This is a genomic window from Ruegeria sp. CH5 (assembly GCF_056537025.1).
Genome location: NZ_JBQFQT010000001.1, coordinates 1,154,964 through 1,180,241, shown reverse-complemented (window position 1 = coordinate 1,180,241; position 25,278 = coordinate 1,154,964). Strand labels below are relative to the sequence as shown.

23 protein-coding genes are annotated in these 25,278 nt (G+C 62.6%); 14 read left to right on the top strand and 9 right to left on the bottom strand.

Annotation, left to right across the window (positions count from 1 at the left end; translation table 11 throughout):
• The first annotated feature begins 3 nt into the window (after nucleotides 1-3).
• From ACR0JC_RS05880 to ACR0JC_RS05870, 3 genes are all read left to right on the top strand, one after another.
• Nucleotides 4-1,344 (top strand): HlyD family type I secretion periplasmic adaptor subunit, encoded by a 1,341-nt coding sequence (locus ACR0JC_RS05880; RefSeq protein ID WP_170338088.1) that lies wholly within the window; start codon nucleotides 4-6, stop codon nucleotides 1,342-1,344.
• 74 nt (nucleotides 1,345-1,418) lie between these two features.
• A complete protein-coding gene (locus ACR0JC_RS05875) occupies nucleotides 1,419-1,811 on the top strand; it encodes a rhodanese-like domain-containing protein (RefSeq protein ID WP_093962649.1) in 393 nt (130 codons plus the stop codon).
• A gap of 85 nt (nucleotides 1,812-1,896) precedes the next feature.
• Nucleotides 1,897-2,076 carry a hypothetical protein gene (locus ACR0JC_RS05870; RefSeq protein WP_170338090.1) on the top strand — a complete coding sequence of 60 codons (180 nt, stop codon included), beginning with the start codon at nucleotides 1,897-1,899 and terminating at the stop codon, nucleotides 2,074-2,076.
• Nucleotides 2,077-2,081: 5 nt separating this feature from the next.
• Here the strand turns inward: ACR0JC_RS05870 and ACR0JC_RS05865 are convergent, their stop codons facing one another.
• Nucleotides 2,082-2,885 (bottom strand): alpha/beta fold hydrolase, encoded by an 804-nt coding sequence (locus ACR0JC_RS05865; protein ID WP_254430694.1) that lies wholly within the window; start codon nucleotides 2,883-2,885, stop codon nucleotides 2,082-2,084.
• A 47-nt stretch (nucleotides 2,886-2,932) separates the two neighbouring features.
• Here ACR0JC_RS05865 and ACR0JC_RS05860 point away from each other — a divergent pair, with 47 nt between their 5' ends.
• A complete protein-coding gene (locus ACR0JC_RS05860) occupies nucleotides 2,933-3,307 on the top strand; it encodes a hypothetical protein (protein WP_170337639.1) in 375 nt (124 codons plus the stop codon).
• Between the two features lie 72 nt (nucleotides 3,308-3,379).
• Here ACR0JC_RS05860 and glyA read toward each other — a convergent pair whose 3' ends face one another.
• Entirely contained in the window at nucleotides 3,380-4,675 is a 1,296-nt protein-coding gene (glyA, locus tag ACR0JC_RS05855; RefSeq protein ID WP_170338092.1) for a serine hydroxymethyltransferase, read from the bottom strand.
• Between the two features lie 168 nt (nucleotides 4,676-4,843).
• Here glyA and ACR0JC_RS05850 point away from each other — a divergent pair, with 168 nt between their 5' ends.
• Nucleotides 4,844-5,605, top strand: coding sequence for an NAD kinase (locus tag ACR0JC_RS05850; RefSeq protein ID WP_170337641.1), 762 nt, complete (start codon nucleotides 4,844-4,846; stop codon nucleotides 5,603-5,605).
• A 262-nt stretch (nucleotides 5,606-5,867) separates the two neighbouring features.
• Here the strand turns inward: ACR0JC_RS05850 and ACR0JC_RS05845 are convergent, their stop codons facing one another.
• The 4 genes from ACR0JC_RS05845 to ACR0JC_RS05830 form a co-directional block, all read right to left on the bottom strand.
• Nucleotides 5,868-7,307 carry an amidase family protein gene (locus ACR0JC_RS05845; RefSeq protein WP_170338094.1) on the bottom strand — a complete coding sequence of 480 codons (1,440 nt, stop codon included), beginning with the start codon at nucleotides 7,305-7,307 and terminating at the stop codon, nucleotides 5,868-5,870.
• A 90-nt stretch (nucleotides 7,308-7,397) separates the two neighbouring features.
• The gene (gene prpE, locus ACR0JC_RS05840; protein WP_170338096.1) at nucleotides 7,398-9,287 is read right to left on the bottom strand and encodes a propionate-CoA ligase PrpE; all 1,890 of its coding nucleotides are present in this window, start codon (nucleotides 9,285-9,287) and stop codon (nucleotides 7,398-7,400) included.
• 228 nt (nucleotides 9,288-9,515) lie between these two features.
• A complete protein-coding gene (locus tag ACR0JC_RS05835; protein WP_170338099.1) occupies nucleotides 9,516-9,905 on the bottom strand; it encodes a GFA family protein in 390 nt (129 codons plus the stop codon).
• A 46-nt stretch (nucleotides 9,906-9,951) separates the two neighbouring features.
• Nucleotides 9,952-12,225: an NADP-dependent malic enzyme gene (locus ACR0JC_RS05830; protein ID WP_170338101.1), complete on the bottom strand. Its 2,274-nt coding sequence runs from the start codon at nucleotides 12,223-12,225 to the stop codon at nucleotides 9,952-9,954.
• A 143-nt stretch (nucleotides 12,226-12,368) separates the two neighbouring features.
• Between ACR0JC_RS05830 and ACR0JC_RS05825 the strand changes: the two genes are divergently transcribed.
• From ACR0JC_RS05825 to upp, 6 genes are all read left to right on the top strand, one after another.
• The gene (locus tag ACR0JC_RS05825; RefSeq protein WP_170338103.1) at nucleotides 12,369-13,454 is read left to right on the top strand and encodes a cupin domain-containing protein; all 1,086 of its coding nucleotides are present in this window, start codon (nucleotides 12,369-12,371) and stop codon (nucleotides 13,452-13,454) included.
• Nucleotides 13,455-13,560: 106 nt separating this feature from the next.
• On the top strand, nucleotides 13,561-13,944 hold the full coding sequence (locus ACR0JC_RS05820) for a cytidine deaminase (RefSeq protein ID WP_170338105.1): 384 nt from the start codon (nucleotides 13,561-13,563) through the stop codon (nucleotides 13,942-13,944).
• An 11-nt stretch (nucleotides 13,945-13,955) separates the two neighbouring features.
• Nucleotides 13,956-15,263 carry a thymidine phosphorylase gene (locus ACR0JC_RS05815; protein ID WP_170338117.1) on the top strand — a complete coding sequence of 436 codons (1,308 nt, stop codon included), beginning with the start codon at nucleotides 13,956-13,958 and terminating at the stop codon, nucleotides 15,261-15,263.
• On the top strand, nucleotides 15,260-16,471 hold the full coding sequence (locus ACR0JC_RS05810; protein WP_170338119.1) for a phosphopentomutase: 1,212 nt from the start codon (nucleotides 15,260-15,262) through the stop codon (nucleotides 16,469-16,471). The genes ACR0JC_RS05815 and ACR0JC_RS05810 overlap by 4 nt, the downstream gene beginning before the upstream one ends.
• Complete coding sequence (locus ACR0JC_RS05805; protein ID WP_170338121.1) at nucleotides 16,468-17,454, top strand: adenosine deaminase; 987 nt, start codon at nucleotides 16,468-16,470, stop codon at nucleotides 17,452-17,454. The genes ACR0JC_RS05810 and ACR0JC_RS05805 overlap by 4 nt, the downstream gene beginning before the upstream one ends.
• Complete coding sequence (upp, locus tag ACR0JC_RS05800; protein ID WP_170338123.1) at nucleotides 17,451-18,083, top strand: uracil phosphoribosyltransferase; 633 nt, start codon at nucleotides 17,451-17,453, stop codon at nucleotides 18,081-18,083. Before ACR0JC_RS05805 ends, upp begins: the two co-directional genes overlap by 4 nt.
• Nucleotides 18,084-18,089: 6 nt before the next feature.
• Here upp and ACR0JC_RS05795 read toward each other — a convergent pair whose 3' ends face one another.
• Nucleotides 18,090-19,103 carry a hypothetical protein gene (locus ACR0JC_RS05795; protein WP_170338125.1) on the bottom strand — a complete coding sequence of 338 codons (1,014 nt, stop codon included), beginning with the start codon at nucleotides 19,101-19,103 and terminating at the stop codon, nucleotides 18,090-18,092.
• Between the two features lie 145 nt (nucleotides 19,104-19,248).
• Here ACR0JC_RS05795 and ACR0JC_RS05790 point away from each other — a divergent pair, with 145 nt between their 5' ends.
• The 3 genes from ACR0JC_RS05790 (at nucleotide 19,249) to ACR0JC_RS05780 (ending at nucleotide 21,779) form a co-directional block, all read left to right on the top strand.
• On the top strand, nucleotides 19,249-20,184 hold the full coding sequence (locus ACR0JC_RS05790; protein ID WP_170338127.1) for a DMT family transporter: 936 nt from the start codon (nucleotides 19,249-19,251) through the stop codon (nucleotides 20,182-20,184).
• Nucleotides 20,181-20,828, top strand: a complete 648-nt coding sequence (locus tag ACR0JC_RS05785; RefSeq protein WP_170338129.1) for a sulfotransferase family 2 domain-containing protein — start codon at nucleotides 20,181-20,183, stop codon at nucleotides 20,826-20,828. The genes ACR0JC_RS05790 and ACR0JC_RS05785 overlap by 4 nt, the downstream gene beginning before the upstream one ends.
• A gap of 186 nt (nucleotides 20,829-21,014) precedes the next feature.
• Nucleotides 21,015-21,779 carry a Hint domain-containing protein gene (locus ACR0JC_RS05780; protein WP_260063326.1) on the top strand — a complete coding sequence of 255 codons (765 nt, stop codon included), beginning with the start codon at nucleotides 21,015-21,017 and terminating at the stop codon, nucleotides 21,777-21,779.
• 55 nt (nucleotides 21,780-21,834) lie between these two features.
• Here the strand turns inward: ACR0JC_RS05780 and ACR0JC_RS05775 are convergent, their stop codons facing one another.
• Nucleotides 21,835-24,036 carry a 3-hydroxyacyl-CoA dehydrogenase NAD-binding domain-containing protein gene (locus ACR0JC_RS05775; RefSeq protein WP_170338131.1) on the bottom strand — a complete coding sequence of 734 codons (2,202 nt, stop codon included), beginning with the start codon at nucleotides 24,034-24,036 and terminating at the stop codon, nucleotides 21,835-21,837.
• Between the two features lie 23 nt (nucleotides 24,037-24,059).
• On the bottom strand, nucleotides 24,060-25,271 hold the full coding sequence (locus tag ACR0JC_RS05770; protein ID WP_170337662.1) for an acetyl-CoA C-acetyltransferase: 1,212 nt from the start codon (nucleotides 25,269-25,271) through the stop codon (nucleotides 24,060-24,062).
• Nucleotides 25,272-25,278 lie beyond the last annotated feature (7 nt).

The following is a 25,278-nucleotide window of genomic DNA, read 5'->3' as shown; positions in this document are numbered from 1 at the left end:
AAGATGAACGAGTTGGTACAAGTAGACGATCCCGCCCTTTGGTACGCCGAGGTTCCGAGATCGATAACCAAGTTCATAGTCGTGGGCACCGTGCTGCTGGTCGCCTGTTTCGGCGGGTTCGGCCTGTGGTCGTTTCAGGCGCCGCTGGCGGCCGCAGTGATTGCGCAGGGCAGCTTTGTGGCTACCGGGCGCAACAAGATCGTTCAGCATCTTGAAGGAGGGATCATCGAACAGATCCTGGTCACCGAAGGCCAGACCGTGCAGGAGGGGCAGGTCTTGATGACACTCGACCAGACCTCGGCCGAGGCAAATGAGCGCGAATTGTTCATCCGCAAGATCCGCCTTCAGGCGATGGTCGAACGCTTGCTGGCCGAATACGCCGAAAAGGACACTTTGGAGTTTTCACCTGCCCTGATCGAGGCGTCCGACGACGTTGAGGTGATGACCATTCTCGACAACCAGCGGCTCAGTTTCGAAGTTTCGCGCAAGACGTTGCTGAATGACATTGCCCTTCTCGAACGCAATATCGAGGCGCTGAAGATCAGGGCCAGCGGCTTCGAGGCGCAATTGGAAAGCATGGAGCGCCGCAAGGCGATCCTTCAGGAAGAATACGAAACCAAGAACGCGTTGTTCGAAAAAGGGCTTGTCCGAAAGGGTGAGTTGAACACCATCCGACGAGTCCAGGCCGAAGCGGACGGGCAATTGGCCCGACTGGCGGCCGAGGCTTCGGAAACCAGCCAGATGCTGCTGAAATACGAAGAGCAGATCGCCCGGACCCGGTCGGCCTATCGCGAAGCAGCGCTGGACGAACTGGGTGTAATCGAGGCGGATCTGGAAAGCGTGCGGGAAAAATCGCGCCAGGCCAGCAGTGTTCTGGCCCGCGCGGTGGTTCGCGCCCCGGTCGATGGCACGGTTGTGCGACTGCACTATTACACGCCGGGCGGCGTCATCGAGACCGGCAAGCCGATTGCCGAAATCCTGCCAGCTGATGCCCCGCTGATCATCGAGGCCCAGATCCCGCGCACCGATATCGACAGCGTTGTGACCGGCCAGACCGCGACCGTGCGGTTGGTAGCTTTGAATCAGCGCACGACACCGGTTCTGACGGGCGAAGTCTTTTACGTCTCGGCGGACGCGGTTCTGGAAGAAGCCAGCGGAATACCTCAAGAGGTCTATCTGGCCCGGGTGTCGTTGGAGCCTGACGAGATGGACCGGGTACGGGGTTTCATTCCGACCCCCGGCATGCCGGCCGAGATCATGATCCAGACCGAGGAACGCACCTTTGCCGCCTATATCGCCAAGCCGATCGTCGACAGCATGTCTCGGGCCTTTCGCGAGCAATAGGCGACCACCATAGCGCTTACAAATACAAAAGGCCCCGTGCTAGCATTCGTGAAAATCCGGGAGGGACCGCACGAATGCCATTGACCGTTCAAGAGATGCTTGAGGCCGCGAATTCCGTTGTTCAACGTATCAGCGCCGCGCAAGCCAGGGAGCTATTGCAGCAGGGTGCGCTGCTGCTGGACATTCGCGATGCGCCTGAACTGGAAAAGACCGGTCGCGCCGTCGGATCTCACCATATCTCACGCGGTATGCTCGAGTTTCGTGCCGATCCTGCGCTGCAGTCGCATGACCCCGAGCTGCGGAAGGATCGCCCGATCATTCTGCATTGCGCATCGGGCGGACGGGCGGCTCTTGCGGGCAAGTTGCTCAAGGACATGGGGTATCAGCATGTCTACAACCTGGGTGGGTTCTCGGACTGGGTAAACGGCGGGGGCGACTATGTCGGCCCGGTTGATTCCGGGATGTAGGGACCCAGCCTGATCTGCATCAAAGCCGATTGTATTCCGCTTCGGCAATCTGCGCGTCAGACGCCATCAACAAGGACGACTGGCAATGATGAGACTTGCAGCGCTACTGTATTCCCTGATCGCGACCGCCCTCGCGGGGTCGGCCGTTATCGCCGTGCTGACCGCCGGGATGGTTTCGACCCTGGCCATCGTGGGTGCCGCAGCCGCCGGAGCGGTCACGGCTTTGCCCGCATCCTGGCTGGTCGCCAAGCGCCTGTACCAATAGAGAGCTTAGGCGGCGTTCAGAAATGTCCGGACAGCAGCTTCGAACTCACGCGGTTTTTCGGCGTGCAGCCAATGGCCTGCGCCCGGAATCTTGGCGAAACGGGCGTTCGGGAACAAAGATTTGATGACTTCGCGGTGACTTGCCTGAACATAGTCCGACTCCGCACCGGCGAGAAACAGTGCCGGGCCGTCCCAGTGTGAGGTAAAGTCCGGAAAACCCATGATATTCGGCATCTCTTTGGCCAATACGTCCAGGTTCAGCCGCCAGCGTTTGCCGGGAACGTCGAGCGACTGAGTGAAGAAGCTCTGCAACGCCTTCTCGACTCCAAGATCGGCCAGTTGCTGTTCCACATCCGAGCGGCGCGCGACCTGTGTCATGTCCACGGCGCGCATGGCCTCGATATATGGCATTTGCGTGTGGCTGTACCGAACCGGAGCGATGTCCGCCACGACCAGCCTGTTGACCATTTCGCCATGCTCGAGCGCCAATGTCATTGCCGACTTGCCGCCCATCGAATGCCCGATCACGTCTGCCACGCCGCCCATGCTTTCGATGACCTCAGCCAAATCATCCGCCAATGCCGGATAATCGTGCCGGTCGTCCCAGAAGCTGTGGGCGTGATTGCGCATGTCGACCGCCACCACCTGACGTTCGTCTGACAGCCGACGCGCGATCACCCCCCAGTTTCGGGCCGATCCGTATAGCCCATGGGCAATCAGCAGCGGTGTGCGGGACGTCGGTTCGCCATGTGTGATCGTGTTCAGCATGTCTTTCTGATAGCCTCCGGCGCCCCGGACAACCAGCCCCATTGTGACCGCCTGCGCAGACCGTTAGATTGCCCCATCAGGAGGGGCGCATGGCTCAGGAAACAGAAATTCAGACCCAGATCGCGCAGACGATAATCCTGTTGCGCAAAAAACTGGGCGCAAAGGGCAAGACCCTGGCCGAGTCGGTGCGCCGTGCCAAGCGTCGCTTGCCGCGCAAGGTCTACAAACAGGCTATGGAACTCGCCCGTGCCGAGCCGTTGGTCGAGCACCCCAAGCTCCGGCTGACCCTGGACTCGCCGACCCTGGAAAAGGCGGCGAAGGATGTTCAGTCGCATCTGCGCGCCATTAATCTGGCGGATCGCCGCTGGGGTTGGTTCCTGGGCATGCTCGGGGGGCTGGCCTTCAACATTCTGGCCTTGGCCGCACTGTTCCTTGTCGTGCTTTGGTGGCGCGGTCTGATCTGATCAGGGCATCTGCCGGCAAGGAAAAATGGCGCCCGAAAAAGGCGCCATTCTGTTGTTTCTGACCTTGTGTCGTCAGAGGTTCGGGTAGATCGGGAACTTGGCGCACAGATCCGCGACCTGCGCTTTGACCCGCGCTTCGACCTCACCGTTGTTGTCTTCACCATTGGCGGCCAGCCCATCGACCACCTCGATGATCCAATCCGCAATCTGGCGGAACTCGGGCTCTCCAAAGCCTCGGGTCGTGCCGGCGGGCGAGCCCAGACGGATGCCGCTGGTCACGGTCGGCTTTTCGGGATCGAACGGCACGCCGTTTTTGTTGCAGGTGATGTGCGCACGGCCCAGCGCCTTTTCGGTCGCGTTGCCCATGACGCCTTTTGGGCGCAGGTCGACCAGAACAACATGGGTGTCGGTGCCGTGGGTTACGGTGTCCAGGCCGCCCTTGATCAGCTGATCCGACAACGCCTGAGCGTTGACGACGACCTGTTTGATGTAATCTTTGAACGAAGGCTGCAGCGCCTCGCCAAATGCCACGGCCTTTGCCGCGATCACATGCATCAGTGGGCCGCCCTGGATGCCCGGGAAGATGGCCGAATTCACTTTTTTGGCGATCGTCTCGTCATTGGTCAGGATCATGCCGCCACGCGGGCCGCGCAAGGTTTTATGCGTGGTGGTCGTGGCCACATGCGCGTGCGGGAAGGGGCTGGGATGTTCGCCCGCGGCGACCAGACCGGCAAAATGCGCCATGTCCACGTGCAGATAGGCGCCTACCATGTCGGCGATCTCGCGCATACGGGCAAAGTCGATCTGGCGCGGAATGGCAGAGCCGCCGGCGATGATCAGCTTGGGCTGGTGTTCTTTGGCCAGCGCCTCGACCTGATCGTAGTCCAGCATGTTGTCCTGCTTGCGCACGCCGTACTGAACCGCATTGAACCACTTGCCCGACTGGTTGGGCTTGGCGCCATGGGTCAGGTGACCGCCGGCATCCAGGCTCATGCCCAGAATGGTGTCGCCCGGCTGGATCAGCGCCTGGAACACGCCCTGGTTGGCTTGTGATCCCGAATTCGGCTGCACGTTGGCGAATTCGCAACCGAAAAGTTGCTTGGCGCGGTCGATGGCCAAGTTCTCGGCGATGTCGACGAACTGGCAGCCGCCATAGTAACGCCGCCCGGGATAACCTTCGGCGTACTTGTTGGTCATGACCGAGCCCTGCGCCTCCATGACGGCTGCGCTGACGATGTTTTCCGAAGCGATCAGCTCGATCTCGTCGCGCTGACGTCCCAGTTCGGACGTGATTGCCCCAAAAAGTTCAGGGTCGCGATCCGCGAGGGACTGGGTGAAGAAACCGGTATCACGAAGATTGGCGTTCATGGGCGCTCCGCATGGCTGAGGTTGGTTTGGCGGATTTCCTATAGGAAACTGTACGGATGAAAAAGACTTTAAAGCGACGAAATGGCCAGCTGCGGCGTCACGTCTGGCCTAATGGGGAAAGGTATGTTTGTTTCGGAACCAAATGCGCAGCACCGGAAACCGGAAAACATGACCAAGAGAATCGCTTTTCTCGCCAGCGACGTGGATGTCGCGCAGTCGGCCCGCAACAAACTGGTGGCACGCTATGGCAATGCGGCCCCCCGAGATGCGGATGTCATCGTGGCGCTGGGCGGCGACGGGTTCATGTTGCGGACGCTGCACAACACGCAGCATCTGGATGTGCCGGTCTACGGCATGAATCGCGGGACTATCGGGTTTCTGATGAACGAGTTCCACGAAGCCGATCTGATGGAGCGTCTGAGAGCCGCCGAAGAAGAAGTCATCAACCCCTTGACGATGAAGGCCATGGACCAATCGGGACAGGTGCACGAAGCCCTTGCGATTAACGAGGTTTCGTTGCTGCGCGCCGGTCCGCAAGCCGCGCGCCTGAAGATCAGCGTGAATGGCCGCGTGCGGTTGGCCGAACTGGTCTGTGATGGCGCGCTGTTGTCCACGCCCGCCGGGTCGACCGCCTACAACTATTCGGCACATGGCCCGATTCTGCCCATTGGGTCGGATGTTCTGGCGCTGACGGCCATTGCGGCCTTTCGTCCTCGGCGGTGGCGCGGTGCGTTGCTGCCCAGTACGGCGCATGTGCGCTTTGACGTGCTTGAGGCCGACAAGCGTCCGGTGATGGCGGACGCTGATTCCATATCCTTTCCGGATATCGATTGGGTCGAGATTCGGTCGGAACCCAAGATCCGTCACAGGATCCTGTTTGACCCCGGGCATGGCCTGGAAGAGCGTCTAACGATTGAACAATTTACATAAATTCCCGAGATTCTCGGACTTATGTGAAGCAGTTCACAGGAAGCTGACCACCTCTCAGCTATGCTGATCTTGCCCGGAGAACACGCCGCGGTGGGAGTGAGTGGCCACCAAATGGTGTTTTCGGATGATTGCGCAGTTTTCGCGCTGGCGAGGGTGGGTGGTGCTACGCTCGTCATCACAATCCGGGCATATTTTAGCACGTGGACCCCGGGCTCTCAGTCCCGGGGTCAATTATTTTGGGCAGTTGAAAGCGGTTGGTGTTTCAGCCCGTGCTTGCCAGATCGGCCCACAGGTGATCAGCCATACGATCAACCCGGGCTTCAATCGCGATGGCGGCGTCCACCGCCAAGTCCTCGCGCCAGCGCTGCGCCGCGACCTGAACGTTGATTGGCTGGCGCCCGCTCGGTAATTCGGCCAAACGCGCCGGAACGCAGGCGGCGGGCAGGCCCAGAAAGTTCATGGCATAGGAATAGACTGCACAGCCCAGCACTTCGTGCACGCCTTCCGAGCCTTCCGTATCACGGTCGGGTCTGAAAAAGGGCTGCGGCAGGAAAGGCGACAGCACCAGCGGGTAGTCCTCCAAGAACAGGGACCATTCCCGCGCATAGTGGCTGCGCTGGGCCAGTGCTCGGATCAGGTCCGGGCCTGTGATCGGTGGGAATTCCTTGAAGTAGGTGGCAAAGATGCGCTGGATGGTCTCGGACCCGGCCGCCTCGACATCGGCCTTCATCAGGGTCAGCACTTCGCCCATCAAGGCGCGATAACCCAGCCGTCCACATTCAAAAACGTTCGGAGGATCGATCTCGTCAACGGTGTACCCGGCATCAACCAGTGCATCACGGGCCGTGTCCAGCGCCTTGTCGACCTCGGGGTGGAGATCGTAGCCGAAAGTGTTCTTGGTGAAAGCCACCCGCGGCTGCTGGTCAGATTCGGCCGTGCGCCATGGCAGCGGGACATGAAACGGATCGCGCGGATCCGGCGCGATCAGGCTGGGCATGGCCAGGTGCAGGTCAGCCGCGCTGCGGGTGATCAGGCCTTGCACCGACATGGATTGCGCAAGCAGTCCACGTTCGGCGGTTTGGCTGGGGTTCCATGCGGGAACGCGCCCCAGGCCCGGCTTCACGGTGACCGCGCCGTTGGCAGCCGCCGGGAACCGCAGGCTGCCGCCGATATCGTTGCCATGCGCCAGGGCGCCCATGCCGGTCATCACCGCCACACCGGCCCCGCCTGAGGAGCCCCCAGGAGAAATATGCTGTCCCCACGGGTTGTGCGTGCGCCCATACAGCGGGTTGTCGGTGTCGGCGCGGAATGAGAACTCGGGCGTGTTGGTCCGGCCAATCACCACCGCTCCGGCCTTCAACAGGTTCGACACGACGGGCGCATCGTCGGGGGCAATCACATCTTTCAGAGCGGCCACGCCATTGGTCGTGGCATGGCCCTTCTGGTCGACATTGACTTTGATCGTGACGGGAACGCCGTGCAGGGGGCCGGTCGGTTCGCCGCGCGCCTGCGCGGCGTCCAGCGCCCGGGCACGCTCCTGCGCCTCGGTGCTGAGGTCTTCGACGACGGCATTTAGCGCCGGGTTCAGCGCGTGCATCCGGTCGATCGCGCTTTGGACGGCTTCGGTCGCGCTCAGGTCCCCGGAACGGGTCAGTTTTGCGAGTTCTGCGGCGCTCAGGCGCCAGATGTCGTCATTTGCCATGTGCCCTCCGTCAAGGGCACAGTAGGCGGTCTGCCAATGGTTGCAACCCCGCAGAGCAGGGCGGGCGGCCCGGGGCCGCCCGATGCCCGGTTACTGGGCGTAACCGATTGATTTCAGGGCTTCGGTGATCTCGTCCAGAATGGCCGGATCGTCGATCGTGGCTGGCATTTTGTATTCCTTGCCATCGGCGATCGACACCATCGTTCCACGCAGGATCTTGCCAGACCGTGTCTTTGGCAGACGATCCACTACGACGGCCAGTTTGAATGCCGCAACTGGCCCGATTTTGTCGCGCACCATCTGCACGACCTCCTTCGCGATCTCGGCATGGTCACGATTGCAACCCGCGTTCAGGCACAGGAAGCCAACCGGGGCCTGACCCTTCAACTGGTCCGATACACCGATGACTGCGCATTCGGCCACATCGGGATGGGCTGCCAGAACCTCCTCCATCGCGCCGGTGGACAGGCGGTGGCCGGCCACGTTAATCACGTCATCGGTGCGGGCCATGATATACAGATACCCGTCCTCGTCGATCATGCCTGCATCGCCGGTTTCATAATAGCCCGGGAAATGCTCGAGATAGGATTTCTTGAACCGCTCCTCGGCATTCCACAGGGTCGGCAGCGTGCCCGGAGGCAGGGGCAGCTTGACCGCGATCGCGCCCAACTCGCCCGGTTTCATCGGGTGGCCGCCTTCGTCCAGGATCTGCACGTCATAGCCGGGCATCGGCTTGGCGGGCGAGCCCAGCTTGATCGGCAGTTCCTCGATCCCCAGCGGGTTTCCAGCGATGGTCCAGCCGGTTTCGGTCTGCCACCAGTGGTCGACGACCGGAACCTTCAGCGCGTCCTGTGCCCAAGTGATCGTGTCCGGGTCGGCGCGTTCACCGGCTAGGAACAGGGCCTTGAGGCAGGACAGGTCGTATTTCGCCAGCATTTCGCCCTTGGGGTCCTCGCGCTTGACCGCGCGGATCGCCGTTGGGGCGGTGAAAAAGCTTTTGACCTTGTGCTCGGATATCACCCGCCAGAAGGTGCCCGCGTCGGGGGTGCCGACGGGTTTGCCCTCGAACACGATGGTGGTGTTGCCGTGGATCAGCGGACCATAGCAGATGTAGGAATGCCCCACGACCCAGCCCACATCCGAGGCCGCCCAGAACACGTCGCCGGGATCGACGTTGTAGATGTTCTTCATCGTCCAGTTCAGAGCCACAAGGTGCCCCGCCGTGGGCCGTACGACGCCCTTGGGCGCGCCCGTGGTGCCCGAGGTGTAGAGGATATAGGCCGGATCGTTGCCTTCGACCGGGACACATTCGGCCGGCTCAACGCCGTACTGGAAGCCGTGCCAGTTGTAGTCGCGCCCCTCGACCAGCTTGGCCACTTCCTGTTCGCGCTGGAAGATCACGCAGAAATCGGGCTTGTGTTCGGCCATGTCGATGGCGCCGTCCAGCAGCGGCTTGTAATGCACCACGCGACCGGGCTCCAACCCGCAGGACGCCGCGATGATCGCTTTGGGTTTGGCGTCGTCGATCCGCACCGCCAGTTCGTTGCTGGCAAACCCGCCAAAGACCACCGAATGCACCGCACCCAGCCGCGCGCAGGCCAGCATAGCCTCGAGCGCCTCGGGGATCATCGGCATGTAGATGATGACGCGGTCGCCCTTTTCGATCCCCTTGGCGCGCAGCGCGCCGGCCAGAGTCGCCACGCGATTGCGCAGCTCCATGTAGGAGATTTCGCGCTTGGTGTGGGTGATCGGGCTGTCATAGATGATGGCGGTTTGCTCGCCCCGGCCGTTTTCAACGTGGCGGTCCACGGCATTCCAGCAGGTGTTCACCTTGGCATCACAGAACCATTCATAAAGAGGGGCGATGTCGTCAAACAGGGCCTTGCTTGGCGGTTGGAACCAGTCGATCCCCTTGGCTGCGTCCATCCAGAAAGCCTCTGGGTCTTTTTGCCAGCTCTCGTAAACGTCCTGGTATGCCATGGGTCCTCCTCCCAAAAATTGCTCGCATTGTGTTAGGCGCGGACGGCTGACCGAGCAAGCGGCGCGCGTGACGGCGCGTCAGTTTATCGCGAAATATTTGCAGAACTGCCCCGTTTGTCTTGCAAAGTTTTGCAAATGAACCTTGTTTTCGCGCCTGGGCGGGAAATTTTCGCAGAACTTGCAAATTTGCGAAGCGTCCGGTGCAAAAGTGGCTTTGTCAGATTCGGATCAGGTCGCCGTTCCCGCATATCGGGGCAGACTGTCTTGGATGTTAAGCCAATGCAGATGCTCGGCGTGAAATACGTGAAACCGGGGCGCGGCATCCTCGGGGTTGTCCAGCGTGGCGGTGTAGAGGTGAATATTCACCCGGTCGCGGGCATTGCGGTATGCCATCGGCGTGCCGCAGGTCCCGCAGAACAGGCGTTCGACATCCCTAGACGAGTTGTACACGCGCGGCGCATCCCCCGACCACGTCACCGAACCGTGGGGCAGCCCGATGAACGCGGTAACCGGGGCGGCGCAGTTGCGCCTGCAATCCGCGCAGTGGCAGTAACAGCTCCAGGCGATCTCGGCATCGCTGGCCCATCGCACGGCGCCGCAGTGGCAGTGACCTTTCATGATGACCTCCCTCGGCAGGGCGGCCAGACCGGTCGGGCCGCCGTGGTCAACCGTAATGCGCGACGGGCGTTCCGGCAATTGCCGCCATGTTCAACAGCCCGCGCGCCGTGATCGAGGGTGTCACGATATGTGCCTTGTTGCCCATGCCCATCAGGATGGGGCCGACCTCGATGCCGTCTGCCTTCATCTTCAGAATGTTGCGCACGCCGCTGGCCGCGTCCGCATGGGCAAAGATCAGAACGTTGGCGGCCCCCTCCAGGCGGGAATTGGGAAATATCCGCTCGCGCAGTTCGGGGTCCAGGGCCACGTCCAGGTTCATTTCGCCTTCATAGATGAAGTCGCGGGGCTTGCTGTCCAATATCGCGATGGCTTCGCGCAGGCGCTTGCCCGAGCCCTCGGCCTGATTGCCGAATTGCGATTGCGAGCAGAACGCGATCTTTGGCGCCAGCCCGAAACGCCGGACATGGCGAGCGGCGCCCACGGTGATCTCAGCCAGTTCTTCCGGGCTGGGCAATTGCCGGACATGAGTGTCGGCGATGAACAGCGGGCCGTCTTCAAGGATCATGAGGGACAATGCACCATGGGGGCGCAGGTCGCCGTCATTCAGCACCTGCTCAACATAGTTCAGGTGCCAACGATACTCGCCGAAGGTGCCGCAGATCATGCTGTCGGCTTCACCCCTGTGAACCATGATTGCGCCGATCGCGGTGGAATTGGTCCGCATGATCGCCTTGGCCAGATCGGGCGTTACCCCCCGGCGCTGCATGATTTGGTGGTACGAATTCCAATAGTCATAATAACGAGGGTCGTTTTCCGGGTTCACGATCTGGAAGTCCTGCCCGGGGCGGACCGACAGGCCCAGACGTTCGCAGCGCGCCTCGATCACCTCGGGACGGCCGATCAGGATCGGGGTTTCGGTGGTTTCCTCAAGAATCGCCTGAGCGGCGCGCAGCACGCGTTCGTCTTCGCCTTCGGCAAAGACGATGCGGCGCGAGGCAGCGGCGGCGGCCTCGAAGACGGGGCGCATCAGCAGGGCGGACTTGAAGACCGTCTGGTTCAGCTTTTCCTTGTAAGCTTCGATGTCCTCGATCGGGCGTCTGGCCACGCCGCTTTCCATCGCGGCCCGGGCCACGGCCGAGGATACCACACCCACCAGTCGCGGATCGAACGGCTTGGGGATCAGGTAGTCTGGGCCGAAGGTCAGCTGTTCGCCCTTGTAGGCGGCTGCGGCCTCGGCGCTAGTGGTGGCGCGGGCCATTTCGGCGATGCCTTCAACGCAGGCGATCTGCATGGCATCGTTGATCTCGGTCGCACCCACGTCCAGCGCACCGCGGAAGATGAACGGGAAACAAAGGACGTTGTTCACCTGGTTCGGGAAGTCGCTGCGCCCGGTGGCGATGATGGCATCGGGGGCGACTTCGCGCGCGGCGTCGGGCAGGATCTCCGGGGTCGGGTTCGCAAGGGCGAAGATGATCGGCTGTTCGGCCATGCGCGCGACCATCTCGGGCTTGAGCACGTTCGGCCCGCTGAGGCCCAGAAACAGGTCGGCCCCGTCGATCACCTGATCCAGCGTGCGCAGGTCGGTTTTCTGGGCGAATTGGTCCTTGTGCGGGTTCATGTCTTCGACGCGACCCTCATAGACCAGCCCGTGAATGTCGCACAGCCAGATGTTCTCGCGCTTGACGCCCAGCTTGACCAGCATGTTCAGGCAGGCGATCCCCGCCGCACCGCCGCCGGTGGACACGACCTTGATGTCCTCGATCCGTTTGCCGGCCACGTGCAGCGCGTTGCGTGCAGCGGCCCCCACCACGATGGCGGTGCCGTGCTGGTCGTCGTGGAACACCGGGATGTTCATCCGCTCGCGGCACAGTTTCTCGACGACAAAGCAATCGGGTGCCTTGATGTCCTCGAGGTTGATCGCGCCGAAGGTGGGTTCCAGCGCGCAGACGATATCGGCCAGCTTCTCGGGATCGGGTTCGTTCACCTCGATGTCGAAACAGTCGATGCCGGCGAATTTCTTGAACAGGACGGCCTTGCCCTCCATCACCGGCTTGGAGGCCAGCGCGCCGATATTGCCCAGCCCCAGCACCGCGGTGCCATTCGAAACCACGGCCACCAGATTTCCGCGCGCGGTATACATCTCGGCGGTCGCCGGGTCGGCCTTGATCTCAAGGCTCGCCTCGGCCACGCCGGGCGAATAGGCGCGCGCAAGGTCGCGCCCGTTGGCCATGGGTTTGGTCGCCTTGATCTCCAGTTTCCCAGGCTTCGGATGCGCGTGGTAATCAAGTGCGGCCTGGCGCAGGCTGGGTGTGTCGGACATGTCAAAACTTCCCGTTTGGAATTTAGTTTAGTGCTAAACTATTTCTGACGCAGGGGAAACCTCGAAATCGCATGAAGGCGGATCCGACCCCGACTTGCAAATCCCCCAGCGGCCCCTCACAGTCTCGCGCAGAGGAGACCAGCATGACCGACACCATAGCCGAATTCCGCATTCCGACCCAAGAGTTGCGCGACGACATTCCGTTCTACACCAAGGTTCTGGGCATGCGGATGGACATGATCTATCCGGCGGATGACCCTCGGGTCGCGGTGTTTTCCGGGCACGGCCTGCGCCTGCGGGTGGAAAAGGACGCGCCCGAGGCGCCGGGCACCTTGCGCATCCTCACTGATGATCCGGACGGGTTTGCCGGCGGTCAGCGCAGCCTGGTCGCCCCCAACGGCACCCGCATCGAGATCGAAGAGCGCAACCCGCCCCTGGTGATGCCCGAGACGGTTCATTCCTTCGTCGTCCGCAGGCTCAAGGATCAGGCGCCCTGGATCATCGGGCGCGCGGGCATGCACTATCGTGACCTGGTGCCGGACCGACTGGGCGGGTCGATCATCGCCAGCCATATCCGCATTCCCGACGGCGGTCCGGTCCCGGACATGGTGCATTTTCACAAGGTCGGGTTCCAGCTGATCTTCTGCATCCACGGCTGGGTGGATGTGGTCTATGAGGATCAGGGCGACAAGATGCGCCTGACCGCTGGCGACTGTTTCATCCAGCCACCCGAGATCCGGCACCGCGTGCTCGAAGCGTCGGACAACGTTCAGGTGATCGAAATCGGCGTTCCGGCCGAGCATGTCACCGAGATCGACCACGAAATGCAGCTGCCCACGCCGCATTACCGCCCCGAGCGGGAATGGCAGAGCCAGCGGTTCGTCTACAACCGGGCCGAAGGGGCAGCGTGGCAGCCGTTCCGCCTGCCGGGCTATCAATGCCGCGACACGACGATTGCTGAAAACACCAAGGGCGTGGCGGGCGTTCAGGTGGTGCGCCGGGGGCAGGGCGACCCGGTCTGGGCCAGCCATGATGCCGATATCCACTTTACCTTCGTGATGAACGGGGCCGTCACCCTGGAAGGTGAAGGACGTGATCCGTTTCGTCTGGAGCAGGGTGATGCCTTTGTCATCCCGCCCGGAATGCGCACGCGGCTGGCCGACCCCAGCGACGATGTCGAACTGCTCGAGGTCACGCTGCCGGGGTATTTCAAGACCGATCTGGGCTGACGCGCGGGCGCGCTGCGATTCCCGTACCGAGGGGGCTTCAATTCCCCCGCGGATTTCCAGTAGGGTATGGCATTCTGACCAGATGATCAAAAATCGGGGAATCGCCATGTCGTTGAAAGAAGCAGCCCTCAAGGTGCGTGAAAACGCCTATGCGCCCTATTCGAATTTCAAGGTGGGCGCCGCGGTCCGCACCCCGTCGGGCGAAGTGTTCGCGGGCTGCAACGTGGAAAACGTGGCCTATCCCGAAGGCACATGCGCCGAGGCCGGGGCGATCGCCGCGATGGTCGCCGCCGGAGAAAACAAGCTGGCCGAGGTCTATGTGGTGGCCTCCAGCCCGCAACCGGTGCCGCCCTGCGGCGGGTGCCGGCAGAAACTGGCCGAGTTCGGGGACAAGGACGTGGTGGTCACCATGGCGACGGTGGACGGGATTGAGACCCGCACGACCATCGGCGAGCTGCTGCCCGGCGCCTTCGACGCCTCGTTCATGTAAGGGCCGCGCCCATGGACGCCCGTTCGATCATCGCGAAACTGCGCCGCCGCGAGGTGCCGGATGCCGGCGAGCTGGCATGGTTCGCCCAGGGCCTGGCCGATGGAAGCGTCAGCGACGCCCAGGCCGGAGCCTTTGCCATGGCCGTCTGCATGGGCGGGCTTGGTCCCGAGGGCCGCGCGGCGCTGACGCTGGCCATGCGCGACAGCGGTGAGGTTCTGACCTGGGATCTGGACGGCCCGGTGATCGACAAGCATTCGACCGGCGGGGTGGGGGATTGCGTCAGCCTTGTGCTGGCCCCGGCGCTGGCGGAATGCGGGGCCTATGTGCCGATGATCTCGGGGCGCGGCCTGGGCCATACCGGCGGGACGCTCGACAAGCTCGAGGCGATCCCGGGCGTGTCGACCCAGATCAGCCAGGACCGGCTGGCCCAGATCCTGGCCGAGACCGGCGCCGCTATCGTTGGCGCGACGGCACAGATCGCTCCGGCGGACAAACGGCTCTATGCCATCCGCGACGTGACCGCCACGGTCGAAAGCCTCGACCTGATCACGGCCTCGATCCTGTCCAAGAAACTGGCGGCCAGCCCGGATGCGCTGGTGCTGGACGTCAAGGTGGGCAGTGGGGCCTTCATGAAAACGCTGGACGAGGCGCGCAAGCTGGCGCAGGCCCTGACCGAAACGGCCAATACGGCCGGGTGCCGGACCTCGGCCCTGATCACCGACATGAATCAGCCGCTGGCGCCCGCCTTGGGCAACGCCCTGGAAATCGCCGAGGTGATGAAGGTACTGACCGGTGGGCAGCCCTCGCCCCTGGCCGAGATTTCGGCCGAGCTGGGCGGCGTTTTGCTGTCTGACGCAGGTATGGTCGGCGATGCGCAGGCCGGGCAGGACATGATCGCCGAGGTGATCCGCGATGGCCGCGCGGCCGAGCGGTTCGGCCGGATGATGGCTGCGGTCGGCGGGCCGTTGGGTCTGGTCGAGGACTGGGCGCGCTATCTCCCCGAGGCCAGCGTGATCCTTGAGGTGACGGCGCAGGATGAAGGCTATGTCTCCGCGATGGACGGCGAGGCGCTGGGCCTTGCGGTCGTGGCGCTGGGCGGTGGCCGACAGGTGGAAAGCGACGTGATCGATCCGGCGGTGGGTCTGTCGGGGCTGGTGCGGCTGGGCGACAAGGTCTCGGCCGGAACGCCAATGGCCGTGGTCCATGCCGCGCGCGAGGATGCCGCACAGCGGGCCGCGCAAGCCGTGCGCGCCGCGATCACCATCGGCCCGACGCCCGTTCCGGTGCCGGACCTTGTACAGGAAAGGATCCTCGCATGAGTCGCGCGTTCCTTGTGGTGATGGATTCAGTGGGCATCGGCGGCGCGCCGGATGCCGACCGGTTCTTCAACGGCGACGTGCCGGACACGGGCGCCAACACGGTGGCCCATATCGCGCAGGCCTGCGCCGAAGGGCGGGCCGAGGATGGCCGGTCCGGGCCGCTGCACCTGCCCAACCTTGATGCGCTGGGGCTGGGGGCGGCGGTGCGACTGGCCTCGGGCGCGGATGTGCCAGGGTTGGAGGCCGACCCGACCGGCCTTTGGGGCTGCGCGCGCGAGCATTCGCCGGGCAAGGACACACCTTCGGGTCATTGGGAACTGGCCGGGCTGCCGGTGCCGTGGGACTGGCACTATTTCCCCGACACGGTTCCCGCGTTCCCTGATGATGTGACCCGCGCCGCTGCACAAGCCGCCGGCACCGAGGGCATTTTGGGCAATTGCCATGCCTCGGGCACCACGATCATTGCCGAACTGGGCGCCGAACATATGCGCACCGGTTGGCCGATCTGCTATACCTCGGCCGACAGCGTGTTCCAGATTGCCGCGCACGAGGAGACGTTCGGGCTGGAGCGCCTGTACCAAATGTGCCGGACACTGGCCCCCATGCTGCACGAGATGAAGGTCGGACGGGTGATCGCGCGCCCCTTCGTGGGTTCGCCCGAACAGGGGTTCGTCCGCACCACCAACCGCAAGGATTTCGCCATCACGCCGCCCGCGCCGGTGCTGACCAACTGGGCGCAGGATGCCGGGCGCAAGGTGCATGGTGTGGGCAAGATCGGCGACATCTTCTCGATGCAGGGGATCGATACGCTGGACAAGGGCTCGGACGCCGATCTGATGGGTCACCTCTCGCGCCTTGTGGACAGCGCCGAGGACGGCAGCCTGACTTTCGCAAATTTCGTCGAGTTTGACAGCCAGTACGGCCACCGGCGCGACATCTCGGGCTATGCGCGCGCGCTGGAGTGGTTTGACGCCCAGATCGGCCGTATCCTGCCCCGGCTGCGCCCGGGCGACCTGTTTCTGCTGACCGCCGATCACGGCAACGACCCCAGCTGGGTCGGCACCGACCACACTCGCGAGCAGGTGCCGGTGCTGATCGCCGGCCTGGGGGCCGGGCGGATCGGGCAGGTCAAGTTCGCCGACGTGGCCGCCAGCATCGCCCATCATCTGAACATTCCGGCGCAAGGGCCGGGAGGGACCTTTCTATGACCGTCGCAGACCTGCCCAAGATCGAACTGCACCTGCATCACGAAGGCGCGGCCCCGCCCGCCTTCATTCGCCAACTGGCGCATGAAAAGAAGGTTGACCTGAGCGGCATCTTCAAGCCCGACGGCAGCTATGACTTCCGCGATTTCGCGCATTTCCTCAGCGTCTACGAGGCCGCTTGCGCGGTCTTGAAAACGCCCGAGGATTTCCGCCGCCTGACGCTGGCGATTCTGGAAGAAAGCGCAGCGAACGGGGTGGTCTATTCCGAAACCTTCCTCAGCCCAGATTTCTGCGGCGGGGGCGATCTGCATGCCTGGCGCGACTATCTGGCCGCCATTCAGGACGCCGCCGACGAGGCCGAGCGCAGGTTCGACATCACGCTGCGCGGTGTGGTGACCTGCGTGCGCCATTTCGGGCCCGACAAGGCCAAGAGCAGCGCGCTGTGCGCCGCCGAAACCGCGGGTGACTGGATCGCCGGGTTCGGCATGGGCGGGAACGAGGCCATAGGCCAGCAGGCCGATTTCAAATGGGCCTTCGATTGCGCGCGCGAGGCCGGATTGCGCCTGACCACCCATGCCGGCGAATTCGGCGGCCCCGAAAGCGTGCGCGATGCGGTGCGCGCGCTGGGGGTCGAACGTGTGGGCCACGGCGTGCGAGCCATCGAAGACCTCGATCTGGTACATGAACTGGCCGACCGGGGCATCACGCTCGAGGTCTGTCCGGGCTCGAACGTGGTGCTGGGACTGTACCCGGATTTTGCGGCCCACCCGATCGCGCGGCTGCGCGAGGCGGGTGTGAAGGTCACGGTTTCCACCGATGACCCGCCGTTTTTTCATACCACCATGCGCCGCGAATATGAGATGCTGGCCCAGGCCTTCGGCTGGGACGCCGAGGATTTCGCCGCGCTGAACGACACCGCCCTGAACGCCGCATTCTGCGATGAAGAGACCCGCGCAAGGGTCAGGAAAAGACTGGAGAACACATGAGCGAACATCTGACCGTCGTCGACCACCCGCTGGTTCAGCACAAACTGACGCTCATGCGGGACAAGGGCACCTCGACCGCCTCGTTCCGGCAACTGCTGCGCGAGATCACGCTGCTGCTGGCGTATGAGGTGACCCGCGATCTGCCGCTGACCACGCGCCATATCGAGACTCCGATGGAGGAGATGGACGCGCCGATCCTGGCGGGCAAGAAACTGGCGCTGGTGTCGATCCTGCGTGCGGGCAACGGGATGCTGGACGGCGTTCTGGAACTGGTGCCCTCCGCCCGGGTCGGATTCGTGGGCCTGTATCGCGATGAAGAAACGCTGCAGCCGGTGCAGTACTACTACAAGGCCCCCGAAGGCCTTAAAGATCGGCTGGTGATTGCGGTTGACCCGATGCTGGCCACCGGCAACAGCTCGGCCGCTGCGATCGACCTTCTGAAACAGGCCGGTGCCACCGACATCCGGTTCCTGTGCCTGCTGGCCGCCCCCGAAGGCGTGGCCCGCATGAAAGAGGCGCATCCCGACGTCAAGATTGTGACTGCCGCACTGGACCGCGAGCTGAATTCCAAAGGCTACATCATGCCCGGTCTGGGCGATGCCGGAGACCGGATGTTCGGCACCAAATAGGCGCGCCTAGTCGCTGCAGATGTTCTGCAGCCGCACCCAGTCGCGGTCGGGCATAACCTGATCCAAAGGCTGACCCGCCATCGGGTCGGCCTCGATCAGACCCAGAACCGTTTCGCCCGTGATATCAACCGCATAGGCATATGGGGTTGAGGGCAAATTGGCGGACGCAAACGCCGCCAGCAGGTCGTCTTCCGGAACTGCGGGGCGGGGTTCGGCCAGAACCTGTTCGGTATAGGTGTCCACGATCTGGGGTGTCAGTTCGCCCGTCGTCAGCAGACGAAACGCTGCAGTGGGCCCAGTTTTGTCCAGGAGATCATCCAACGGATCATGCTGCCGGGCCCGCGTGCGTTCAGCTATCACGTAACCGGCGGCCACCGCTGGATCTTCACTGTCTTCAACCAGCGCTCGGTTCAGCAGCACGATCCCGCCGGGAAGTGACAGACTTTCCTGCACCCCGGCCGGCAACACAACGATCCGTCGCACACCTGTTCTCTGGGCCAGCTTCTGCAGCGCCGGCTGCGCGTCCGCCGAGGCGCAGGCCCGGCCCGAGACCCGTTCAATCCGTTGCAGAATCGTGTTCCCGATGTCCTGCCGTTTGATCTCGGGCACGACCTTTTCGACATGGCTTTGCAGGGCGCCGGGCAGCCAGAACAGCAAGATCGCCGCGACAGCCGCAACCACGCCGCCGACACTGGCCCACCGCAACCGCCCGGGATGCGGGCGCGCCCGTTCGATGGCGCGTTGCAAGCGGTCGATTGCCTCGATCATGGTGGATTCGGACTGCTCCAGCTCCAGTGTCTCGTCCGGATCGCCGTCGGGGTTGAATATCGCGGGGAACTTGCCCGGGTTCTGCCTTTCAAGTGCGGCAAGCGACCAGTGCGTCAGCGCGCGATCGTTGAAATCGGTGATGGTCAACGTCGCTTCGCCGATCGAAACAACCACTTCGCGCCGCTGCTCGTCGGGCGACGGGCGCCACAGACCGGTAGCCTCGATCCGCTGGTATTGTTTCAGTGCCGTCATTTCGATGAGGTCTGCTCGTTTTTTCTTTTGTCGATTTCTAACACGGAGAGATTAATCCGCGCAAACCTGTTGCGTGGTGATTTGGAAATGTGCTCGATAACTGGGACGCGCAGTTTCGGCCAAAGGGCCCGGAGGCCAAGGCCACATGCAGACAGCACATCCTTCTTCACCGGTTCTTGCATCGGTTCTGATGGTCTCGGCCATGGCAATCATCGGCGTCGTGGACAATTTCGTCATTCGGCTGGCCGAAACGATCGGTCTGTGGCAATTCCACCTTAGCCGGGCCGTGATGATGCTGCCTCTTATCGTGGGACTGTCGTTTCTGGGGTTTGGAGGGCTGCGACCTCAGAGGTTTTGGGCGGTCCTGCTGCGCAGTGTCCTGATCACCCTGGCGATGCTGTTCTATTTCAGCTCACTGGCTTTGATGCCAATTGCTCAGGCCCTTGCGGGGCTGTTCACATCACCGATCTTCGTTCTGTTGATTTCCGCGCTGTTGCTGGACCAGAAGATCGGCCCCTGGCGGGTCCTGGCTGTGCTTATCGGGTTTGTCGGAATCCTCTGTGTATTGCAGCCTGACCCCAATGCCTTTGATGCGACCAGCCTATTGCCGGTGGCTGGCGGCTTTTTCTATGCGCTCAGTGCGATTCTGACCCGAACGCATTGTGCAAACGAAAGCACCGTCGCCTTGCTGGCCGCGATGATTGTCACGCTTGGGCTGGCCGGCGCTCTTGGCCTCGCCGTGTTTTCGGTTTTGCCGGTGGTCGGGTCTGACGGCCCGGCTGGTTTTGTGACCCGGGGCTGGGTCTGGCCGATGGAGGCCGCTCTGCCTTGGGTCGCATTGCAGGCGGTTGGGTCCACGGCTGCGGTATTCATGCTGATCAAGGCCTACCAACTGGGCGAGCCGTCATATGTCGCGGTGTTCGAGTATTCGGTCATGATCTTCGGGCCGCTTTTTGCCTGGGTGGTGATGGGGCAGGGGATCGGACCGCTTCAGATTGCGGGCATCGCCCTGATCGCCGCGGCCGGTGCAGTTCTGGCGTGGCGGGCGAGCGTGGTTCCCCAACGGGAACCGGCGCAATGATTCTATCAACAGGGCGGTCCTACATCTTCATACAAATTCCCAAGACCGGGGGAACATCGCTGGCGCTGGCGCTCGAGCAGCGGGCCATGAAGGACGATATCCTGGTGGGCGACACCCCCAAGGCGCAGCGCAGAAACAAACGCAACAGGTCACTGAAGACGGCGGGAAGGCTGTGGAAACACTCCCGGCTGACCGATTTGCGGGGGCTTTTGCCCGCCCAGCAGATGAAAGAGATGTTCGTGTTCACGCTGATCCGGAACCCGTGGGACCGGATGGTCAGCTATTACCACTGGCTGAGGGATCAGTCCTTTGATCACCCAGCAGTCCATCTGGCCGGGCGGCTGGATTTTGAGGCCTTTGTTCTGCACCCTAAAATCCAGCAGTCCTTTCGGGAAAACCCGTTCCCATCCTATGTCAGAGACGCCACCGGAACCGATCTTTGTCGCGCATACATTCGGATCGAAAGCTTTCAGCGGGATGCGGCCCCACTGTTCGATCATCTGGGGTTTCGTCTGGACCTTCCGCATGAAAACCGGTCAGCCCGGGGGGCGGAATACGCCAACTACTACTCGGTCCAGGCAAAAAAGGCTGTGTTTGACGCCTGTCGCGAAGACATAGAGAGATTCGAATATCGGTTCGAATAAGGCTGGTCGATTATTTCCCGAATTGCGCGAAACGCTGACAAATACAGGCTTTTGTTTATTAAAAAACGCGACTAATGGGGCGAAAAAGGCCCAAATTGGCCCTAAATATGGCAAAACTAAGTCACTCCCGAAAACTTCGTGCTAGCACAATGGGATAGTTTGAAAGTGCCAAAAGGGGGTCGGCACGTGTTGGAAGTAGTGAGTGTTTCGGGGTTTTCCGAAAATAATATCCAGACCGTACCGGGTGACGCCGTTTCGGTCAGGCGTGGCGGATTGCTGCATGGGACGAAGGTTGCCACCACCAGTGGCTGGAAACTGGCCGAGGCATTGGTCGCCGGGGATCTGGTCAGAACGATGGACAACGGGTTCCAGGAAGTGAAACGCGTGTCCCACGACAGAATAGCCGTACCGGCTGGCGAGGTTCGACCTGACTTTTTGCCCGTGCGCGTGCCGTCCCGCGCGGCATATAACGGTCGCGCGGTCTGGCTGATGCCCGAGCAGGGAATGGCCGTAGCCTTGTCTTCTGATGGCAGCATCGACGAGGGGCTGGCGATCATTCCGGCGCGTCTGCTGAGCGGGCACTTCAGCTTTTCCTCTCGGACACCGGCAGAGGAATTCCAGGTCACATCGCTGTTTTTTGAGCAGGACGAAGTGGTCTTTATCGAGGGTGGCTTTCAAGCCTTCTGTTCCTCGTGCCGCATCCGTTCGCTGTCTGGCCCGTCCCGACGATCCTACGCGGTGCTGGAAGAATCCGAGGCGCGGAGCCTCGTTACATCTATCGCAGAGGCCGGCGAACTGTCGGCCCTTGCAAACCCGTTGGGTGCACTGCCTGCACCCATCCCGCAGGAACCGATCTTTCCGATCCGTCCCCCATCGGGGGTGCGGCGTCCGGGACGTCCGGGGCGGCCCAACGTGCCGGCCTTGTTTCTGCGGCCTGAATGGCAGACCTGACCAAACACTCTAAGAAAGATGCTGGCGCATGGGATCATGCGCCAGCATCACTTGTTCAGGCAGCCTTGGCTTCGGGGTCGAAGCGGCCGTAGAAGGTCTGACCTTTTTCGGCCATCTCGCGCAGCAGCGGCGGGCAGGCGAAGCGGTCACCGTACTTCTCCGACAACTGGTCACAACGCTCGGCCGCGTAAGGCGCACCGATGATATCAAGCCAGCTGAACGGACCACCTGACCAGGGCGCAAAGCCCCAGGCCAGGATGGCGCCGACATCGCCTTCGCGGATGTCTTCCAGAACACCTTCTTCAAGCGCGCGCACGGCTTCAAGAACCTGTGCGAACATCAGGCGTTCCTGCACCTCGATCAGGTCGGGCTGCTGCTCGGCCAGCGGATATTTGTCCTGCAGACCTTTCCAGTAGCCGATGCGCTTGCCATTTTCGTCATAATCGAAGAACCCGGCCTTGGACTTGCGGCCCAAGCGACCCTGTTCTTCCATCCAGAAGATCAGATCGTCTGCAGGGCTTTCCGGGTAGGCGTCGCCCATTGCCGCCTTGGTCGCCCGCGCGATCTTGGCGCCCAGGTCGATCGAAGTTTCGTCGGTCAGCTGGACAGGACCGACCGGGAAGCCCAGTTGACGGGCGGCGTTATCGACCAGAACCGGGCTGACGCCTTCGGTGATCATCCGCGCGCCTTCGTTGATGTAGGGGATGATGCAGCGGTTGCAGTAGAAGAACCGCGCGTCATTGACCACGATCGGCGTCTTGCGGATCTGGCGGACATAGTCCAGCGCCTTGGCCACGGCCCGGTCACCGGTTTCCTTGCCCTTGATGATCTCGACCAGGAACATCTTCTCGACCGGCGAGAAGAAGTGGATGCCGATGAACTGATCGGGCCGCTTGCTGGCCTTGGCCAGTTCGGTGATCGGCAAGGTCGAAGTGTTCGAGGCAAAGATGCAGTCCTCGGGGATGATCGCCTCGACCTTCTGGGTCATCTCGGCCTTGACCTTGGGATCCTCGAACACGGCTTCGATGATCAGATCGCAGCCTGCCAGTTTCTCAAGATCCGGCGTGGCAGTGATGCGGGCCAGCATGGCCTCTTTCTTTTCGGCCGTGACCTTGCCACGCTTCATGCCCTTGTCCAGATAGGCTTCGGTATAGGCCTTGCCCTTGTCCGCGGCGGCCTGATCGCGGTCGATCAGCACGACCTCCATCCCGGCCTGCGCCGAGACCAGCGCAATACCCGCGCCCATCATGCCGGCACCCAGAACGCCGATCTTCTTGACCGACTGATCCGGAATGCCTTGCGGACGAACGGCGCCTTTTTCCAGCGCCTCCTTGTTCAGGAACAGCGAACGGATCATCGCGCCCGAGGACGGGTTCATCAGCACCGAGGTGAACCAGCGCGCCTCGATCTTCAGCGCGGTGTCGAAATCGACCAGTGCGCCTTCATACACCGCGCTCAGCAGGGCCTTGGCCGCCGGGAAGGCGCCTTGGGTCTTGCCGTTTACCATGGCCGAGGCACCCACGAAGTTCATGAAGCCCGCCGGGTGATAGGGCGCACCGCCGGGCATCTTGTAGCCCTTCGCGTCCCACGGCTTGACCAGATCGGCCTCCTTGGCGTTCAGCACCCATTCCTTGGCCGCGGCCAGCGGATCGGCTGCGATCTCGTCGATGTAGCCTGCGCCTTTGGCCTTTTTCACGTCCAGCATCTTGCCTTCCAGCAGCAGCGGAGCCGCCGCGATGGCGCCCACCTTGCGGACCATACGCGTGGTGCCGCCCGCGCCGGGGAAGATGCCGACCATGATTTCCGGCAGGCCGTATTTGGCCTTGGGGTTTTCGGCGGCAAAGATGCGATGGGTCGCCAGCGGCAGCTCCATGCCGATGCCGGCGGCGGTGCCGGGCAGGGCGGCCGCGATCGGTTTGCCACCTTTCTTGGTCTTGGGGTCCATGCCGGCCAGCTCGATCTTGCGAAGCAGAGCGTGCATTTTCATCGTGCCCTCGAAAAGGCCCTTGGCCGGGTCGTCACCCGCCTGCTCCTTCATAACCGCCAGCAGATTCAGGTCCATGCCGCCGGCAAAGGATCCCTCCTTGCCGCTGGTGATCACGATGCCTTTGATCTCGTCATCGGCCAGGGCCTGATCGATGCAGTCGTTCAGTTCGGACAGGCCGTCGAACGACATCACGTTCATGGTCTTGCCGGGGACGTCCCAGGTGATGATGCCAACGCCGCCGGCGTCTTTGGTCAGTGTAAAATCAGCCATTTTTCTTCTCCTGATCCCCGCCGTTACACACGTTCGATGATGGTTGCCGCGCCCATGCCGGATGCGATGCACAAGGTGGCCAGACCGGTTTCCTTGTCCTGGCGCTCCAGCTCGTCCAGCAGGGTGCCGATGATGATCGCGCCGGTGGCGCCCAGCGGGTGGCCCATGGCGATCGAACCGCCATTGACGTTTACCAGCGCCGGATCGACGTCAAACGCCTGCTGGAACCGCAGCACGACCGAGGCGAAGGCCTCGTTGACCTCGAACAGGTCCAGATCGCTGATCTTCATGCCGGTTTCGGCCAGGATCTTTTCGGTCACCGGAACCGGGCCGGTCAGCATGATGGTCGGGTCGGTGCCGATCTTGGCGGTGGCCTTGATGCGGGCGCGCGGCTTCAGACCGTATTTCTCGCCGAATTCCTTGTTGCCGATCAGAACGGCCGCCGCGCCATCCACGATGCCCGAGCTGTTGCCGGCGTGGTGGATGTGGTTGATCTTTTCCAGATGCGGGTATTTCAGCATCGCCACCTTGTCGAAACCGGGCATCTGCTCGCCCATCATCTGGAACGAGGGGTTCAGCGCGCCGAGGCTCTGCATGTCGGTGCCGGGGCGCATGTATTCGTCGCGGTCCAGAATGGTCAGGCCGTTGCGGTCCTTCACCGAGATCACCGACTTGGCAAAGCGGTTCTCTTCCCACGCCTTGGCCGCGCGTTTCTGAGACTCGACGGCCAGCGCGTCGGCATCGTCGCGGCTGAAACCGTATTCGGTGGCGATGATGTCGGCCGAGATGCCCTGCGGGACGAAATAGGTCTCCATCGCCAGCGACGGATCGACGGCGATGGCGGCGCCGTCGCTGCCCATGGGCACGCGGCCCATCATCTCGACGCCACCGGCGATATAGGCCTCGCCCGCGCCGCCTTTGACCTGGTTGGCGGCCAAGTTCACGGCCTCCATACCGGATGCGCAGAACCGGTTGATGGCCAGACCGGGGATCGATTCATCCAGGTCCGAGGCCAGAACCGCGGACCGCGCCAGGCAGCCGCCCTGTTCCATCACTTGGGTCACGTTGCCCCAGATCACGTCCTCGACGGCGTGGCCTTCCAGGTTGTTGCGCTCCTTGATGGCGTTCAGGGCCACCGCCGACAGGCGCACCGAGGTCACCTCGTGCAGGCTGCCGTCCTTGCGGCCCTTGCCGCGCGGGGTGCGCAGGGCATCATAAATGTAAGCTTCGGTCATACTTCTC

What these genes read in the sequence shown, in the direction of transcription:
- ACR0JC_RS05880 (WP_170338088.1), top strand. Translation starts at nt 4, where the DNA reads ATGAACGAGTTGGTACAAGTAGACGATCCCGCCCTTTGGTACGCCGAG.
- ACR0JC_RS05875 (WP_093962649.1), top strand. Translation starts at nt 1,419, where the DNA reads ATGCCATTGACCGTTCAAGAGATGCTTGAGGCCGCGAATTCCGTTGTT.
- ACR0JC_RS05870 (WP_170338090.1), top strand. Translation starts at nt 1,897, where the DNA reads ATGATGAGACTTGCAGCGCTACTGTATTCCCTGATCGCGACCGCCCTC.
- ACR0JC_RS05865 (WP_254430694.1), bottom strand. Translation starts at nt 2,885, where the DNA reads ATGGGGCTGGTTGTCCGGGGCGCCGGAGGCTATCAGAAAGACATGCTG.
- ACR0JC_RS05860 (WP_170337639.1), top strand. Translation starts at nt 2,933, where the DNA reads ATGGCTCAGGAAACAGAAATTCAGACCCAGATCGCGCAGACGATAATC.
- glyA (WP_170338092.1), bottom strand. Translation starts at nt 4,675, where the DNA reads ATGAACGCCAATCTTCGTGATACCGGTTTCTTCACCCAGTCCCTCGCG.
- ACR0JC_RS05850 (WP_170337641.1), top strand. Translation starts at nt 4,844, where the DNA reads ATGACCAAGAGAATCGCTTTTCTCGCCAGCGACGTGGATGTCGCGCAG.
- ACR0JC_RS05845 (WP_170338094.1), bottom strand. Translation starts at nt 7,307, where the DNA reads ATGGCAAATGACGACATCTGGCGCCTGAGCGCCGCAGAACTCGCAAAA.
- prpE (WP_170338096.1), bottom strand. Translation starts at nt 9,287, where the DNA reads ATGGCATACCAGGACGTTTACGAGAGCTGGCAAAAAGACCCAGAGGCT.
- ACR0JC_RS05835 (WP_170338099.1), bottom strand. Translation starts at nt 9,905, where the DNA reads ATGAAAGGTCACTGCCACTGCGGCGCCGTGCGATGGGCCAGCGATGCC.
- ACR0JC_RS05830 (WP_170338101.1), bottom strand. Translation starts at nt 12,225, where the DNA reads ATGTCCGACACACCCAGCCTGCGCCAGGCCGCACTTGATTACCACGCG.
- ACR0JC_RS05825 (WP_170338103.1), top strand. Translation starts at nt 12,369, where the DNA reads ATGACCGACACCATAGCCGAATTCCGCATTCCGACCCAAGAGTTGCGC.
- ACR0JC_RS05820 (WP_170338105.1), top strand. Translation starts at nt 13,561, where the DNA reads ATGTCGTTGAAAGAAGCAGCCCTCAAGGTGCGTGAAAACGCCTATGCG.
- ACR0JC_RS05815 (WP_170338117.1), top strand. Translation starts at nt 13,956, where the DNA reads ATGGACGCCCGTTCGATCATCGCGAAACTGCGCCGCCGCGAGGTGCCG.
- ACR0JC_RS05810 (WP_170338119.1), top strand. Translation starts at nt 15,260, where the DNA reads ATGAGTCGCGCGTTCCTTGTGGTGATGGATTCAGTGGGCATCGGCGGC.
- ACR0JC_RS05805 (WP_170338121.1), top strand. Translation starts at nt 16,468, where the DNA reads ATGACCGTCGCAGACCTGCCCAAGATCGAACTGCACCTGCATCACGAA.
- upp (WP_170338123.1), top strand. Translation starts at nt 17,451, where the DNA reads ATGAGCGAACATCTGACCGTCGTCGACCACCCGCTGGTTCAGCACAAA.
- ACR0JC_RS05795 (WP_170338125.1), bottom strand. Translation starts at nt 19,103, where the DNA reads ATGACGGCACTGAAACAATACCAGCGGATCGAGGCTACCGGTCTGTGG.
- ACR0JC_RS05790 (WP_170338127.1), top strand. Translation starts at nt 19,249, where the DNA reads ATGCAGACAGCACATCCTTCTTCACCGGTTCTTGCATCGGTTCTGATG.
- ACR0JC_RS05785 (WP_170338129.1), top strand. Translation starts at nt 20,181, where the DNA reads ATGATTCTATCAACAGGGCGGTCCTACATCTTCATACAAATTCCCAAG.
- ACR0JC_RS05775 (WP_170338131.1), bottom strand. Translation starts at nt 24,036, where the DNA reads ATGGCTGATTTTACACTGACCAAAGACGCCGGCGGCGTTGGCATCATC.
- ACR0JC_RS05770 (WP_170337662.1), bottom strand. Translation starts at nt 25,271, where the DNA reads ATGACCGAAGCTTACATTTATGATGCCCTGCGCACCCCGCGCGGCAAG.